Consider the following 14,254-nt stretch of genomic DNA (forward strand, 5'->3'; position numbering starts at 1 on the left):
GATCAAAAAAACAGAGCACGGAAAATGACTCTCCGCACCCTGTCCCCGATCGTTTTTTTTGCGTCCTTTTGCGTCCCCCGCGTTCAGGACAAGGTCGCCACATGGCGGCCGTACACGTCATAAGCGACTTTTTGACCGTTTTTCATGACCTCTTTTACATCCACGGTCTGCAGCGCGCGGTCGCGCACGGTAAATTTGCCCGCGACCATCACGTCGCTGACGTCGCGGCGGCAGGCATTGTAAACGAGGGTCACCACCGGGTCGTGGAACATGGGGGTCAGGTTCGGCCCGGTGATATCCATCAGGATCACGTCCGCCTGCTTGCCTGCTTCCAGGCTGCCCACCTTGTCGCCCAGGCCCAGGGCGCGGGCCGGTTCGATGGTAGAGCGGCGCAGCATGCCGCGGGCGCTGGCCGTCTCATAGTCCACCCCGTGGTGGCGGTTGAGGGCCACGCCGAAGCGCATATTGGTCCACGGGTCCATAGTCAGCCAGTCGGTGCCCAGCACGACGTGGACCCCGGCGGCAAACATCTCTTTCATCGGCGGGAAGTCCCCGTTGCGGCCCAGCCCCTCGGTGCAGTGCAGCAGGTGGGTGCCGCTCTTTGCCAGCAGCTCCACATCCCCGGGCGTGGTATAAATGCAGTGCGCCGCCATCAAATGGTCGCCCAACAGACCGGTCTCCCGCAGAAATTCCACCGGCGTGAGCCCGTAAGCCTCTTTGAGCAGCGCGACCTCACGCTGGCTCTGGGCCACATGGGTGTGAAAACCCACCCCATGCTTTTTGCCCAGTTCCGCGCACTTCTTTGCCAGTTCCATCGAGACGGTATCGGTGGCGTGCGGGCCGAAGCGGCAGGTGATCCGGCCGTTGTCTTTGCCGTGATACTCTTCGATCAGCCGGATATTGTCCTCGACAAAGGCCTCCCCTTTGGCGGGATAACGGGTGTAGTCGTTATAGCGCAGCGCGCCGATATCCACATCCACGATGTTCTGGCTGATGACGGCGCGCAGCCCCACCTCGTCCACTGCCTTTGCCACCGAGAGCACATAGTGATAGATCTCGTTGATGGTGGTAACGCCGGCCTGCATGCACTCCCAGGCGCCCAGGCGGGAAAGATGATAGACGTCTTCCGGCGTCAGCTGGCCCTCCATCGGCAGGGCAAAGCCATAAAAGCCGTTGGGATCGTCCTCCAGCAGGCCCTTGAACAGGCTGCCCGCGACATGGGTGTGAGCGTCCACGATGCCGGGAAGCACCGCCTTGCCGTCCGCATCCACCACGGCGATGCCTGTGCGGTCGCCGGTGTAATCGCCCTCGCCTACGGCGGCGATCCGGTCGTCCTCGACCAGAAGATAGCCTCTGCGGTAAACGCTGTCCCTGTCGTCCACCGTGATGATCAGCCCGTTTTCAAACAATGTTTTATTCAAAAAAGCACCTCCTGAAAAAAGCGCGCCTCCCGCGCCGGACAAAAGGCGCGGAAAGCTGTCGTCTGCACTACCAGTATGTCATAAAAGCGCGCCCGGCGCAAGGGCAAGACCGATTTTCTGCAGCAGGGAATTCAGGAAAAACGCGGGATGCAGGGGCGAGCCATAGAAACAAGGTGTTTTTAGCAGCCATGTGGCCTGTCCTCAAGCCGCGGCAAATGGAAAAAATAGGCGGAGGCTGTTTTTTTCAGCCATCCGCCCAGCTGCCGCACAGCGGCGAGGACAAGGGCATTGAGATAAGTCGTTTTTGATTGCAAAGAAATAAAAATTTGCAGGGGCCTTGCAAATTTGAGTCAATGTATTATGATGGGACCATCGGCCGACCGAATCGGTCAATCGGAGAGAGGGGAGAGCGGCGGTGAACGAAAAGTTTTTTGCCCTGCCGGAGGAAAAGCAGCGGCGCATCGTGAACGCGGCCATGGAGGTCTTTGCCAAAAATGAGTACAAGCGGGCCTCCACCGACGATATTGCGGCGCGGGCGGGCATCTCAAAAGGGCTGCTGTTCCACTATTTCGGCAGCAAAAAGGAACTCTATTTTTATCTGTACCGGTATGTGGAGCAGATGGTCGCGGAGCAGGTGACAGACAAGAAGTTTGCAGAGATCACCGACTTTTTTGAGATGATGGCGCACGGTGCGGAAAAAAAGCTGAAGCTGGTGGCGGAAAGCCCCTATCTGATGGAGTTCACAGTGAGGCTCTGTTCCTCCCGGGATGAGGGGCTGGCCCCCGAACTGGATGCGCGGCTGCAGCAGACGCTGGACAGCGCGGCGAATTATTTTAAAAACATTGATTTTTCCAGGTTCCGGCCGGGGGTCGACCCCATGGAGCTGCTGCGGATGCTCACCTGGATGACGCTGGGGTATCTGGAAGAACTGCGGCGGCGGGGCCTGCCGGTGGAGGTGGACCAGGTGATGCGGGATTACCAGCGCTGGTCGGAGATGTTCCGCAGCATGGCCTATAAGGAGGAGTATTTGTGAGCAGGATGATCGAGGCAGAAAAACTGACCAAAGATTATGGCGGCGGGCGCGGGGTGTTTGACCTCAGCTTTGCGGTGGAAAAGGGGGAAGTGATGGGCTTTTTGGGCCCAAACGGCGCGGGCAAGACCACCACCATCCGGCAGATGATGGGCTTTATCCGACCCGATCAGGGATCGGTGCGGATCGGCGGGCGGGACTGCTTTGCACACGCGGCTCAGATCCAGCGGGAGCTGGGCTATCTGCCGGGCGAGCCCGCCTTTATGGAAGACATGACCGGCGAGGCATTTTTGCATTTTCTGGCGAAGATGAAAGGGATTTCAGATTTTGGCCGCGCGCGGGAATTGATGGAACGCTTTGAACTCGACGGCTCGGCGCGCATCAAGCGCATGTCCAAGGGCACAAAGCAAAAAGTGGCCATCGTGGCTGCTTTTATGGGCGGCCCGGAGCTGCTGATCCTGGACGAGCCGACCAGCGGCCTGGACCCCTTGATGCAGAACCGATTTATCGACCTGGTGCTCGGTGAAAAGCAGCGCGGCGCGACGATCCTGATGTCCTCGCATATCTTTGAGGAGGTGGAGCGCACCTGTGACCGCACCGTCATCATCCGTGAGGGGCGCATCGCCGCCGTCGAGCGGCTGGAAAAGCTGAAAAAAACCAAGCGCAAACTGTTTTCCGTACAGTTCGAGCGCCCGCAGGACGCGGCGGCGTTCGCCGCGTCCTGGCAGAAAGGGGCGCGGCAGCAGGGAGACACGGTACAGGCGGCGGTGACCGGCAGCCCGGACGCTTTCCTCAAGGCTGTGAGCGCCTATTCAGTGAGGGATATCGACCTGCACCGCGAGACGCTGGAAGAGCTTTTTCTGCATTTTTACGGGGGTGAAGCAAATGATCAATAAAACGCTTTTTGCAAGGGAAGTGCGGTCGTCCTACAAACTGCTGCTTATTTTTCTGGCTGTGCTGGCCCTGTACGGCTCTATGATCGTGGTCATGTTCGACCCCAAACTGGGGGACAGCTTGAACCTGATGGCGGAGAGCATGCCCCAGCTTTTTGCCGCCTTTGGGATGCTGGATGTGGGCGCGACGCTGACCCAGTTCATCGTCAATTATCTTTATGGATTTTTGCTCATCGCTTTCCCGCTGGTGTTCATCGTGCTGCTGTCGAACCGGCTGGTGGCGCGGTATGTGGACCGGGGTTCGATGGCTTATCTGCTGGCCACCCCAAACCGGCGCGGCCGGCTGGCCCGCACCCAGGCGCTGGTGCTGCTGCTGGCCTGCCTGTGCATGGTGCTCTGGATGACGGGCCTCTGCTGGGCGCTGTCGTCGGCGCTGTTTCCCGGCGAGCTGGATACCGGGCGGTTTTTGGCCGTCAACGCCGCCCTTTATGCGCTGCTGATCTTTTTGTCGGGTGTGTGTTTTTGCGCTTCCTGCTGCTGCAATGATACCCGCTGGTCCTGCGGCATCGGCGCCGGCGCGGGCATCGCCTTTTTGCTGATCCAGATGATCTCCCAGGCGGGAGAAAAATTTGAGGGGCTCAAGTATATCGACCCGTTGACTTTATTTGCGCCAAAAGAGCTGGTGGCCGGGGAGAGCTGGCCCATATGGGGAGCGCTGGCCCTGGCGGTTTCCGGCCTGGCGCTGATGGGCGCAGGAATCGTGGCATTTTCGCGGCGCGACCTGCCGGTATAAACAAGACGGGGACAGCGCGTTCCATAGATGGGGCATCCACCCCGCGCGCAGGGGCACCCCGCCTGCCCGCCGGCACGGATAAAAACGTGAAAGGGCCGCGCAGAAAGGCCGGAGCAGCCCGGGCGCTGCCTGCCGGGGCAGAGGAAAAGGAGTCAGGGGCAGGAGTTCCGTCCGCAGAGAGGGGGACGCAGGGAGGAGGGCGACAGGGCAGGGGGGCCAAGCTGAAAAGACGAGGTCTTTGCAAAAGCGCGGTTTTGACCTGTGCAGCTCATGCGGGCGACAGCCCGTCATTTCAGCAGATATGTACAGGATGCTTTGTATTTTGATTCATCCATCCCTGCGGACAGCGGCCCAGATCGGGGTGCTCACCGAGCTGGCGCGCTCGTTTTGATCCACGCCGCTCTTGCGAGCGGCGACCAGGCACAACTTGACAAGGAGGTGCAAGCACTTGTTTCAATCCTCGCCGTCCTTGCGGACAGTGACGGGAGAAATATCATTCTGCCGGGTGTCAGTACCTGTTTCAACCCGGTACAGAGCTTTTAAGGGGACTTTTTCACCTCCGCACGGCCGGAAAACGGCGGCCGGGAGCGGCCTGCTGAAAAAGAATATAAAAAGGGCAGGGGAGACTTTTTGAAAAAGCGTCCCCTGCCCTGTATTTTATTAGATGTGGGACGGCGGTTGTTCGTCCAGCCGTTCGCCAAACCAGGCAAACAGCTCGCTGCGCGGCATGGGCATGCCGTGGCCGATAAAGCAATGGGTGAAATCCATCTGCTCCAGTTCCCGCAAAAAAAGTTCCAGCCGGTCCCGGTGGTCCACCCAGTCGTTGCCCACCAGTTCCTGATAAGCTGCGTCCCCCACAAAGAGCGTGCGCTCCTCAGGTAGATGGACCACGACGCCGTCTGGCGCGTGCGGGTTTACCAGCTGCCGCAGCACGGCGCAGCAGCCCCCCAGATCCAGCTGCAGAGTGCCCTCAAACGTGATCTCGGGCAGCGCGACGGTGATCTCCTCCAGCTGTGGATATTCCACCCGCATATGCTCTTCACAGAACTGGGGCACAATGCCCTCGGCCCCATAACGGCGCAGGTCGTCGCTGCTCCAGGAGAGGGCGGCGTCCCGTTCCAGATCGCGCAGGGTGGCTGTGCAGGAGATGGACACGGCGTCCAGCGCGTGCAGCCCATAGCAGTGATCCCAGTGAGAATGGGTCAGCGCCACAAGGCCCGGGCGGGGCAGCCGGGACCGCTCAAGCTGGGTAAGAAACTCCTCGGCGTGCCTGCGCGAGTTGCCCGCGTCGATCATCAAACAGCGGCGGTCGCCGCGCACATAGCCCAGCACAGGCCGGTCGCTGGCCTCATCATGATCCATATACCAGACGCGGCGGGAAAATTGATGGAACATAACGCCTCCTTTGCAAAATAGAGGGTCGGAAATAGAGAGAAATAAGGCTTCCTCCGTCCGAAATATCTATCTTTTGAAGACAAGAAAGTGAATAACGGATTTTCACTCCCACTCGATCGTCGCAGGCGGTTTCGTTGTGACATCGTATACCACGCGGTTGACACCCGGTACTTCGTTCACGATACGGCTGCTGATCTTTTCCAGTACCTCGTAGGGGATGCGCGCCCAATCGCTGGTCATGCCGTCCACGCTGGTAACGGCACGGATCGCCACCGCGTGGCTGTAGGTGCGGCTGTCGCCCATTACACCCACGCTGCGAATATTGGGCAGGACGGTAAAATACTGCCAGATCGCACGGTCCAGCTTTGCGCGGGCGATCTCTTCCCGCAGAATGGCATCCGACTCGCGCACAATAGCAAGCTTTTCCTCCGTCACCTCGCCCAGACAGCGGATCGCCAGGCCCGGCCCCGGGAAAGGCTGCCGGTTGACGATGTGTTCGGGCAGCCCCAGCTCACGGCCCGCGCTGCGCACCTCATCCTTGAACAGCAGACGCAGCGGTTCCAACAGCTTGAACTGCACATCCTCGGGCAGGCCGCCCACGTTGTGGTGGCTTTTGATCACCGCAGCGTCGCCCGCCCCGCTCTCGATCACGTCGGGATAAATGGTCCCCTGCAGCAGATAATCCATCTTGCCCAGCTTGGCCGCTTCGGCATCAAAGACGCGGATGAACTCTTCGCCGATGACCTTGCGTTTGGCCTCCGGCTCGGTGACCCCGGCCAGCTTGCCGAGAAACAGTTCGCGCGCGTTTACCCGGATGACGTTCAAATCAAACTCCCGGGTCAGGGTATCCATCACCTGATCGCCCTCGTCCTTGCGCAGCAGGCCGTGATCCACAAATATGCAGGTCAGACGATCGCCGATGGCCCGGTGTACCAGCACCGCTGCCACGGTGGAATCCACACCGCCCGACAGCGCGCAGAGGACCCGGCGCTCCTCGCCGACCTCAGCGCGCACCGCGGCCACCGCCCGCTCCACAAAACCAGCGCTGGTCCAGTCCCCGGTGCAGCCGCAGACATCGTACAAAAATGCGTGCAGCAGCTCGCGGCCAAAGGCAGTGTGCTGGACCTCGGGATGGAACTGCACCGCATACAGGCCCGCCGCAGCGTTTTCCATCGCCGCCACCGGACAGGTGTTGCTGGTGGCCGTCACAGAAAAGCCCTCGGGGATGGCCTCGATCTGGTCCCCGTGGCTCATCCAGCTGGTGCCCTCGCGCACGACTTTGGCCATCAGGCCGCCGTTGGACTGGATGCGCACCCGGCCATACTCCCTTGCCACCGGGGGCACGACCCGGCCGCCCAGCAGATGGGCCATCAGCTGGGCCCCATAGCAGATGCCCAGCACCGGGATGCCGAGCCCGAAAACTTCCCGGTCCACTGTGGGGGCACCCTCTTCATAAACACTGGCCGGCCCGCCGGTGAAGATGATGCCCTTGGGCCGTTTTGCCTTGATCTCTTCCAGGGCTCTGCCGTAGGGCACGACCTCGCTGTAAACATTGTTTTCCCGCACCCGGCGGGCGATGAGCTGGTTGTACTGGCCGCCGAAATCGACGATGATGACTGTCTCCGACATGGCATTGACTCCGTTTCGTTGATTCAGTGTAAAAGCTACCTCGTTAGTATACCATATTCGCGGCAAAAGCGCACAAAAAATTTTACATTTTTTTGGTCTTTTTGCGAAAATTCGGCTCCCTGCAAAACAGAGGTTTCTTTGTCGCTTGTCGGGCTAAAAACGCTGTGCTATACTGAAAAACAGAAAAAATGATTCGCGCCTTTGCGAAAAAAACGGAAAAGCGCAGGCAGAAAGCAGGAGTAGTATGAAACAGGATATGATCGCGATCCTTGATCTGGGCAGCACCCGCAACACCGACGCGGCGCGCGCGGTGCGGGCGCTCGGCGTTTACAGCGAAATCATCAATTACGACATCACGGCCCAGGAATTGGCAGCGCTGCCCAATCTGCGCGGCATCGTGGCCTGCGGCGGGCCGAACGACATGGTCGACGGCGTGAAGATCCGCTTGGGGGAGCCCGTCCGGAAATCCGGCCTGCCGGTGTTCTTTTTTGACTGCGAGGATGAGGGCGCCAGCATGCCGATGCCCGCAGAAAGCGTCAACATCGAAAACGCGCTGCGCGCTTTCGTGTTCGACCTCTGCCATGCGGAGGCCAACTGGAACATGGAAAATTTCATTGCCGACCAGGTGGAACTGGTGCGCCGCCAGGTGGGGAAGAAAAAAGTGCTGCTTGCCCTTTCGGGCGGTGTGGACAGTTCAGTGGTGGCGGCTCTGCTGCTGCGCGCGATCGGGGAACAACTGACCTGCGTGCACGTCAACCACGGCCTGCTGCGCAAAGGGGAGCCGGAGCAGGTGGTGCAGGTCTTCCGGCACGAGCTGGGGGCCAACCTGGTCTATGTGGATGCCAGCGACCGTTTCCTGGATAAGCTGGCCGGTGTGGCTGATCCGGAGGACAAACGCAAGATCATCGGCGCAGAGTTCATCCGCGTTTTTGAGGAAGAAGCCCGCAAGCTGGACGGCATCGAGTTTTTGGCGCAGGGCACGATCTATCCGGATATCGTGGAAAGCGGGACCAAAACCGCAAAGATGGTCAAGAGCCACCACAACGTGGGCGGCTTGCCCGAGGATCTGCAGTTCTCGCTGGTAGAACCGCTCAAACAACTGTTCAAGGACGAGGTGCGCGCCTGCGGCGTGGCGCTGGGCCTGCCGGATTCCATGGTTTATCGCCAGCCGTTCCCGGGTCCCGGGCTGGGCGTGCGCTGCCTGGGCGCGATCACCCGCGACCGGCTGGAGCTGGTGCGCGCCTCCGACGCTATCCTGCGGGAGGAATTCAGCCGTGCAGGTTTGGACAAGACCGTGTGGCAGTACTTCACGGTGGTACCTGACTTCAAGTCTGTGGGGGTGCGGGACAACGCGCGCTGTTTTGAATATCCCGTTATTCTGCGCGCAGTGAACACTGTGGACGCCATGACCGCCGAGGTGCCCGAATTGGAATGGAAAGTGCTGCGCCGCATCACCCGCCGCATTATGGAAGAAGTCCCGGGCATCAACCGGGTCTGTTTTGATCTGTCGCCGAAGCCCAACGCGACGATCGAGTGGGAATGACGCTCGAAACGGCGAAAACCCGCATGAATACAGGCTTTTTTGCCCGTCCATACTGCTCTTGATACTGGATTGATACTATTTGTGTCCGCCCGGTATTCTCAAGAGAAAAATCCCAAAAGGACAAGCAAAACCGCCCTGCTGAACGACAAATTCAGCAGGGCGGTTTTTTTGCTTGTCTTATTTATTTTTCCGCCAAGGGATATAATATTCGCTTTCCAGGCCATCGTCGCAGGTATGGGGCCAGTTGAGTTTCCATTCAAAATACTCTTCCCTGGTGATCTCCCCGGCGTGTAACTCCTGCTGACGAAAAAGCCATTCCCGCATGAACTCGTCCACAAGGCCATACTGGAAGTACATACCCACGGGAGGGTGTGCGGGCCAGTCATCGCTATCATTGTACCGTACAGCGGTATCATCAGCGGCCCCTGCTCTGCCCGGATTGCGGACAAGTTGGAACAGGCGGATAGCGCCAGGGCTGTCCTCGTCCAGCCAGAAGAATGTCCGCATGAAGTCCTCGGCAGAGCCGGGGGCGATGGTGTAGAAGTTCTGGCGGTCTACCCGCAGCGCCTCGGCCATCTTGTCCAGCAGTTCCCGTTTCGGAACACGGTAATTCGTCTCATACTGGGCGATCCGGTTGTCCGCTCCCTTTTCCTCAAAGCCGATAGCAAGCCCCAATTCCTTTTGTGTCATGCCTCGAAAGGTGCGGATTTTCTTTATCTTGTCTCCGACTGTCATAATATCCCACCGCCTTTGCCAATAGTATAGCGCAAAAAAGCGAAAGATGCAAGATAATCTTTAACAAAAATGCGAAATAAATTCTTGACATTAACACTTATGTTAATGTATAATGAAGATGGTGACATTAACATATTTGCGAAACTAAAATAAGGAGGTGCTGACCATGGAAAAGGAGCTGTTTGTGAGAGCAGAGGAGGTCGCCAGGGAGCTGGGCATTTCCAAGCCCTACGCCTACAAGCTGGTGCGGGAGATGAACGAGGAGCTGAAGAAAAAAGGCTTTCTCACCATTCCCGGACGGGTAAGCAGGCGCTACTTCGAGGAAAAATTCTATGGGCTGCGGGACAGACAATAAGGAGGGAACCACAATGCCGGCATACAAAGACAAGGCAAAGGGCACATGGTATGCGTCCTTTTACTACGAGGACTGGACGGGCAAGAAAGTAAAGAAAATGAAACGGGGCTTTCCCACCAAGCGGGAGGCTCTGGAGTGGGAGCGGACATTCCTGCAACAACAGACCGCCGACCTGGAAATGACCTTTGAAAACTTCGTGGCTGTCTATGTGGCGGACATGAAAGGCCGTATCAAGGAAAACACCTGGGGGACGAAAGAGCATATCCTCTACAAGAAGTTGGTGCCGTACTTCGGCAAGCGGAAGATGTGCGACATTCACTCCAAGGAGGTCATCGCCTGGCAGAATGAAATGCTGGGTTACCGGGACAAGAACGGCAAGCCCTACTCTCCGGTGTACTTAAAAACGCTGCACAATCAGTTGAGCGCCGTGTTCAACCATGCGGTACGGCACTACAATCTAAAGGTCAATCCCGCTGCCCAGGCGGGCAATATGGGAAAGCCAAAGGGACGGGAAATGCTGTTCTGGACAAAGGCGGAGTATCTGAAATTCGCCGAGGCCATGATGGACAAGCCCCTTTCCTATTACGCCTTTGAAATGCTCTACTGGTGCGGCGTCCGGGAGGGGGAGCTGCTGGCCCTCACTCCTGGCGACTTCGACTTTGAGAAACAGACCGTCACCATCTCCAAGTCCTACCAGCGGATTAAGGGCAAGGATGTGATTACCGACCCCAAGACCCCTAAGAGCAACCGGGTCATTCAAATGCCCGCTTTCCTCTGTGAAGAAATGCGAGACTATATCAAGAGCCTGTATGGGGTGAAGCCCACCGACCGCATTTTCACGGTGACAAAATCCTACCTCCACCGGGAGATGGACAGGGGTGCGAAAGAGGCCGGGGTAAAGCGGATCAGAATACACGACCTGAGGCACTCCCACATTTCGCTGCTCATTGACATGGGCTTTACGGCCCTGGCAATCGCTGACCGGGTGGGACATGAAAGCATTGATATTACCTACCGCTACGCCCACCTGTTCCCCACCCGGCAGGCGGAGATGGCGGACAAACTGGACATGGAGCGAAAGGGGGCCTAAATCATGTCAGTGAAAAATCTTGACCGACACAACCGCTGGAGAAACAAAACTGTGGCTTTCCGGGTGTCCCCGGATGAGGACAGGGAAATTGAAACCGCTGTGCGGCTCTCCGGCCTTACCAAACAGGACTACATCACCCGACGGCTGCTGTGCCGGGATGTGGTGGTACAGGGCAACCCCAGGGTGTATAAGGCCCTGCGGAACGAGCTGGCCGCCGTTCTGGAAGAACTGGAGCGTATCGAGGCCGGGAATGGCGTGGATGGGGAGTTGCTGGACACCATCCGGCTGATCGCCGCCATCATGGACGGCATGAGGGAGGATTGATAGATGGATAGATTGCAAGAGAAAACGACTGCCCCATATCCGCCTGTTGGCGCAGACGGGGGACAGTCGCTCTCACAAAAACCTAACCAAAGTATAGCAGAGGGCGTGACAGAACACAAGCCCCCGGAAAGAGATTTGGAGGAAATCCTGCGGCAGATAAGCCGGGTCAATGACCCGGCCTATCTGCCTACCGTGTCTATGAATGACCTCTACGAACAGGTGTACCCCGGCAGACCTCCTGTGGTAGACGGTCTGCTCTATGCGGGGACATATCTCTTTGTGGGCGCTCCCAAGGTGGGCAAGTCCTTTCTCATGGCCCAGCTTGCCTATCATGTGAGTATGGGCCTTTCCCTGTGGGGGTATGAGGTGCGCCAGGGGACAGTCCTCTATCTGGCCCTGGAGGACAACCACCGTCGCTTACAGGAGCGGTTGTACCGGATGTTTGGAGTAGAGAGTACCGGAAACCTGTTCTTTGCCATCGGAGCTAAGCAGCTCGGCGGTGGCCTGGAGGAGCAGCTAAAGGGCTTTGTCCGGGAACACACGGACACCCGGCTTATTATCATCGACACCCTGCAAAAAATCCGGGAGGCCGGGGCAGAGAAGTACAGCTATGCCAACGACTATGAGGTAATCACCAAACTGAAACGGTTTGCCGATATAAGCGGGGTTTGCCTCCTGGTTGTACATCACACCCGCAAGCAGCAGGCCGATGATAAGTTTGATATGATCTCCGGCACCAACGGCTTATTGGGTGCGGCAGACGGGGCCTTTCTGCTCCAAAAGGAGCGGCGGGCAGACAACGCCGCCACCCTGGACATTTCTGGGCGGGATCAGCAAGACCAGCGCCTCTACCTCAAGCGGGACGAGGAACGGCTTGTGTGGGAGCTGGAGCGGCGGGAAACGGAGCTGCGGCAGGAGCCGCCTGACCCGGTGTTGGAGGCTGTTGCCGCCCTGGTAACGGCGGAACGGCCAGAGTGGAGAGGGACGGCCACGGAACTTGTCGCCGCCCTGGGGCTGGATATGAAACCCAATGCCCTGGCTATGCGGCTGAATGTCCGGGCGTGGCGGCTGTCCTATGAGTACCACATCCACTATGAAAGCGCCCGAACCCATGCCGGGCGGAGTATCAAGCTCACGTTGGAGGAACCCCAGGCGTGACGACCGTGACAGCTGTGACAGCTTTTCGGAGTGCGGAGGCGGTGTGTAAAACATCGTCACGGTCGTCACGGCTGTCACGGGGAGCGGGGGCGAAAGTCAAGGGGGGCATACCTGCGGGTGGAGATTGCCGCAAGTCAATACAACCCGTACCCCTTGACTTTCGGCCCACGGAAAACACTTGCCGGGCGGTGGAAAGGCCCCTGGCCTTTCCACCCTGCCCAACGGCGAGTGACAAAGTTTAGGCGGGGTGCAGGGTGCCCTTTTCAAAGGGCGGCCCTGCTGGGGGAGGCAACCGCAGTTGCCGGGGGCAAAGCCCCCACACCACCCCGTAGGGCGCAAATGCGCTTTTGATGGCCGTCAGGCTGTCAAAAGTGCTTTTGCGTTACTTTCGCAGAAAGTAACAAAGGCTCGCCGCTTGCGCGGCGGAAAAGGGAGGAGGGATTGATTTGAAAAGGACAATCAGCGCCATGGTGGGCCAAGGATCGGTGAACCATAACAGTAGAAAATTCCACGCCAAGAACACTGACCCGGAACGCTCCCACTTGAATATAACCTACTGCCAGGAGAATATCAAGGCGGTGTACCATGAACTCTTTGACGAGGCTCTGGAACGGTACAACGCTAAACAAACCAGGGCCGACAGAAGGATAGAGGATTACTATGAGAAGATCCGCTCCGGCAAGCAGGAAAAGCCGTTCCATGAAATCATCCTGCAAGTGGGCAATCGAGATGATATGAGCGCCGACAGCGAGGAGGGACAGCTTGCGGCAGCGGTTTTGGACGAGTACATGAAGGGCTTTCAAGAGCGCAACCCCCAACTCCGGGTGTTCTCTGCCCACCTCCACATGGACGAGGCTACGCCCCATCTGCACATTGACTTTGTACCATTCACCACCGGGAGCAAGCGAGGGCTGGACACGAGGGTATCTTTGAAACAGGCGTTAGCGGCCCAGGGTTTCCAGGGCGGCACCAGAGGGGACACAGAGTGGAGCCAGTGGGTGCGCTCGGAAAAGGAGCAGCTTTCCCTGGTCATGGAGCGCCACGGGATTGAGTGGGAGGACAAAGGCACCCACGACAAGCACTTGTCTGTGCTGGACTACAAGAAAGAGCAGCGGGCAAAGGAGATCGCCGTTCTGGAGACGGTCAAGGCGGAGAAAGAAAACCAGGTGGAGAGCCAGGAACGGCGGCTCAAAGAACTTGCCCCGGCGGTGAAAAATATGGAGCGGTTGGCAGCGGATTTCTCCGCCAATCCGGAGGAGATTTTGCCGGAGCCGGGAACGCTGGAAACAGGCCGGGCCTACCGAGAGAAAAAGGCAAAGCCCCTGCTGGCCCAAATCGTCAAGGTGCTGCGCTCCCTGTATCTGGCCTATGTGGAGCTGCGGGGGAAATTTGAGCGTCTGCAAGGGGACTATGGCCGGGTGAGGGAGAGCAACATCCGCCTGTCTGATCGATTGCAGGAGGTCAAGTTGGAAAACAAGGCCATGCGGCAAGTCTCCGCTGACTATGAGCGGGTCAAAAGGGCCTTTGGCCCAGAACAAGTGGACAGAATATTAGAGGCAGCTTACCAGCAGGAACATGCCGAAAAGGAACGGAAACGGGCCGCAAAGTCAAAAATTCGGATAGACGCACGATAATCACCAAAACCGGAGGGTATTCCAGTGAATACCCTCCGATTTTATTTGTGGAATCGGTAAAATGATTTCTTGTTTTTTAGAGCGTACTATGATATACTGCTATTATCCTGATTTGAGGAGTCTATCAAATATGCGGCAAGGTATTCTTAAATAAAATTTGATAATGGGCGCAAAAATGATTGCCCCTTGCAGGGGCTTGGTTTTTGTACCCAATTTTAAGAATACTTTTGCCTTTTTAGTAAATATCGTGACGG

General features: G+C 57.9%; 13 protein-coding genes. 9 read left to right on the forward strand and 4 right to left on the reverse strand.

The genetic code is table 11. The annotated features are described in order from the left end of the window. Positions 1-83 precede the first annotated feature (83 nt). A complete protein-coding gene (locus H8S23_RS11345; RefSeq protein WP_186888458.1) occupies positions 84-1,421 on the reverse strand; it encodes an amidohydrolase family protein in 1,338 nt (445 codons plus the stop codon). 415 nt (positions 1,422-1,836) lie between these two features. Here H8S23_RS11345 and H8S23_RS11350 point away from each other — a divergent pair, with 415 nt between their 5' ends. Genes H8S23_RS11350 through H8S23_RS11360 form a run of 3 tightly spaced genes read left to right on the forward strand, consistent with a single transcriptional unit; the run spans position 1,837 to position 4,137 of the window. Next, positions 1,837-2,454 (forward strand): TetR family transcriptional regulator, encoded by a 618-nt coding sequence (locus tag H8S23_RS11350; RefSeq protein WP_186888459.1) that lies wholly within the window; start codon positions 1,837-1,839, stop codon positions 2,452-2,454. A 5-nt stretch (positions 2,455-2,459) separates the two neighbouring features. Further along, positions 2,460-3,347: an ABC transporter ATP-binding protein gene (locus H8S23_RS11355; RefSeq protein WP_186888621.1), complete on the forward strand. Its 888-nt coding sequence runs from the start codon at positions 2,460-2,462 to the stop codon at positions 3,345-3,347. Further along, on the forward strand, positions 3,337-4,137 hold the full coding sequence (locus H8S23_RS11360; RefSeq protein ID WP_186888460.1) for an ABC transporter permease subunit: 801 nt from the start codon (positions 3,337-3,339) through the stop codon (positions 4,135-4,137). Before H8S23_RS11355 ends, H8S23_RS11360 begins: the two co-directional genes overlap by 11 nt. A gap of 660 nt (positions 4,138-4,797) precedes the next feature. On the opposite strand, the gene H8S23_RS11365 is transcribed toward H8S23_RS11360, so the two are convergent. Together H8S23_RS11365 and guaA (H8S23_RS11370) are read right to left on the reverse strand one after the other, a co-directional pair. Then, positions 4,798-5,532, reverse strand: a complete 735-nt coding sequence (locus H8S23_RS11365; protein ID WP_186888461.1) for an MBL fold metallo-hydrolase — start codon at positions 5,530-5,532, stop codon at positions 4,798-4,800. A gap of 102 nt (positions 5,533-5,634) precedes the next feature. Then, on the reverse strand, positions 5,635-7,161 hold the full coding sequence (gene guaA / locus H8S23_RS11370) for a glutamine-hydrolyzing GMP synthase (protein ID WP_186888462.1): 1,527 nt from the start codon (positions 7,159-7,161) through the stop codon (positions 5,635-5,637). Positions 7,162-7,405: 244 nt separating this feature from the next. On the opposite strand from guaA (H8S23_RS11370), the gene guaA (H8S23_RS11375) reads away from it, so the two are divergent. Next, positions 7,406-8,704, forward strand: coding sequence for a glutamine-hydrolyzing GMP synthase (gene guaA / locus H8S23_RS11375; protein ID WP_186888463.1), 1,299 nt, complete (start codon positions 7,406-7,408; stop codon positions 8,702-8,704). A 177-nt stretch (positions 8,705-8,881) separates the two neighbouring features. On the opposite strand, the gene H8S23_RS11380 is transcribed toward guaA (H8S23_RS11375), so the two are convergent. Next, the gene (locus H8S23_RS11380) at positions 8,882-9,439 is read right to left on the reverse strand and encodes a helix-turn-helix domain-containing protein (RefSeq protein ID WP_004010378.1); all 558 of its coding nucleotides are present in this window, start codon (positions 9,437-9,439) and stop codon (positions 8,882-8,884) included. A 166-nt stretch (positions 9,440-9,605) separates the two neighbouring features. Between H8S23_RS11380 and H8S23_RS11385 the strand changes: the two genes are divergently transcribed. From H8S23_RS11385 to H8S23_RS11405, 5 genes are all read left to right on the forward strand, one after another. After that, positions 9,606-9,794 (forward strand): helix-turn-helix domain-containing protein, encoded by a 189-nt coding sequence (locus H8S23_RS11385; RefSeq protein ID WP_004010379.1) that lies wholly within the window; start codon positions 9,606-9,608, stop codon positions 9,792-9,794. A gap of 13 nt (positions 9,795-9,807) precedes the next feature. Continuing rightward, positions 9,808-10,884, forward strand: a complete 1,077-nt coding sequence (locus tag H8S23_RS11390; protein ID WP_004010380.1) for a site-specific integrase — start codon at positions 9,808-9,810, stop codon at positions 10,882-10,884. A gap of 3 nt (positions 10,885-10,887) precedes the next feature. After that, entirely contained in the window at positions 10,888-11,208 is a 321-nt protein-coding gene (locus H8S23_RS11395) for a plasmid mobilization protein (protein ID WP_004010381.1), read from the forward strand. Between the two features lie 3 nt (positions 11,209-11,211). Further along, a complete protein-coding gene (locus tag H8S23_RS11400) occupies positions 11,212-12,366 on the forward strand; it encodes a helicase RepA family protein (protein WP_031474225.1) in 1,155 nt (384 codons plus the stop codon). Between the two features lie 446 nt (positions 12,367-12,812). Then, positions 12,813-14,000 carry a plasmid recombination protein gene (locus H8S23_RS11405; protein WP_228275371.1) on the forward strand — a complete coding sequence of 396 codons (1,188 nt, stop codon included), beginning with the start codon at positions 12,813-12,815 and terminating at the stop codon, positions 13,998-14,000. The last annotated feature ends 254 nt before the right edge of the window (positions 14,001-14,254 follow it).

It is taken from the genome of Anaerofilum hominis, from assembly GCF_014287275.1.
Classification (GTDB): domain Bacteria; phylum Bacillota; class Clostridia; order Oscillospirales; family Ruminococcaceae; genus Pygmaiobacter; species Pygmaiobacter hominis.

What these genes read in the sequence shown, in the direction of transcription:
- H8S23_RS11355 (WP_186888621.1), top strand. Translation starts at nt 2,460, where the DNA reads ATGATCGAGGCAGAAAAACTGACCAAAGATTATGGCGGCGGGCGCGGG.
- H8S23_RS11360 (WP_186888460.1), top strand. Translation starts at nt 3,337, where the DNA reads ATGATCAATAAAACGCTTTTTGCAAGGGAAGTGCGGTCGTCCTACAAA.
- H8S23_RS11365 (WP_186888461.1), bottom strand. Translation starts at nt 5,532, where the DNA reads ATGTTCCATCAATTTTCCCGCCGCGTCTGGTATATGGATCATGATGAG.
- guaA (WP_186888462.1), bottom strand. Translation starts at nt 7,161, where the DNA reads ATGTCGGAGACAGTCATCATCGTCGATTTCGGCGGCCAGTACAACCAG.
- guaA (WP_186888463.1), top strand. Translation starts at nt 7,406, where the DNA reads ATGAAACAGGATATGATCGCGATCCTTGATCTGGGCAGCACCCGCAAC.
- H8S23_RS11380 (WP_004010378.1), bottom strand. Translation starts at nt 9,439, where the DNA reads ATGACAGTCGGAGACAAGATAAAGAAAATCCGCACCTTTCGAGGCATG.
- H8S23_RS11385 (WP_004010379.1), top strand. Translation starts at nt 9,606, where the DNA reads ATGGAAAAGGAGCTGTTTGTGAGAGCAGAGGAGGTCGCCAGGGAGCTG.
- H8S23_RS11390 (WP_004010380.1), top strand. Translation starts at nt 9,808, where the DNA reads ATGCCGGCATACAAAGACAAGGCAAAGGGCACATGGTATGCGTCCTTT.
- H8S23_RS11395 (WP_004010381.1), top strand. Translation starts at nt 10,888, where the DNA reads ATGTCAGTGAAAAATCTTGACCGACACAACCGCTGGAGAAACAAAACT.
- H8S23_RS11400 (WP_031474225.1), top strand. Translation starts at nt 11,212, where the DNA reads ATGGATAGATTGCAAGAGAAAACGACTGCCCCATATCCGCCTGTTGGC.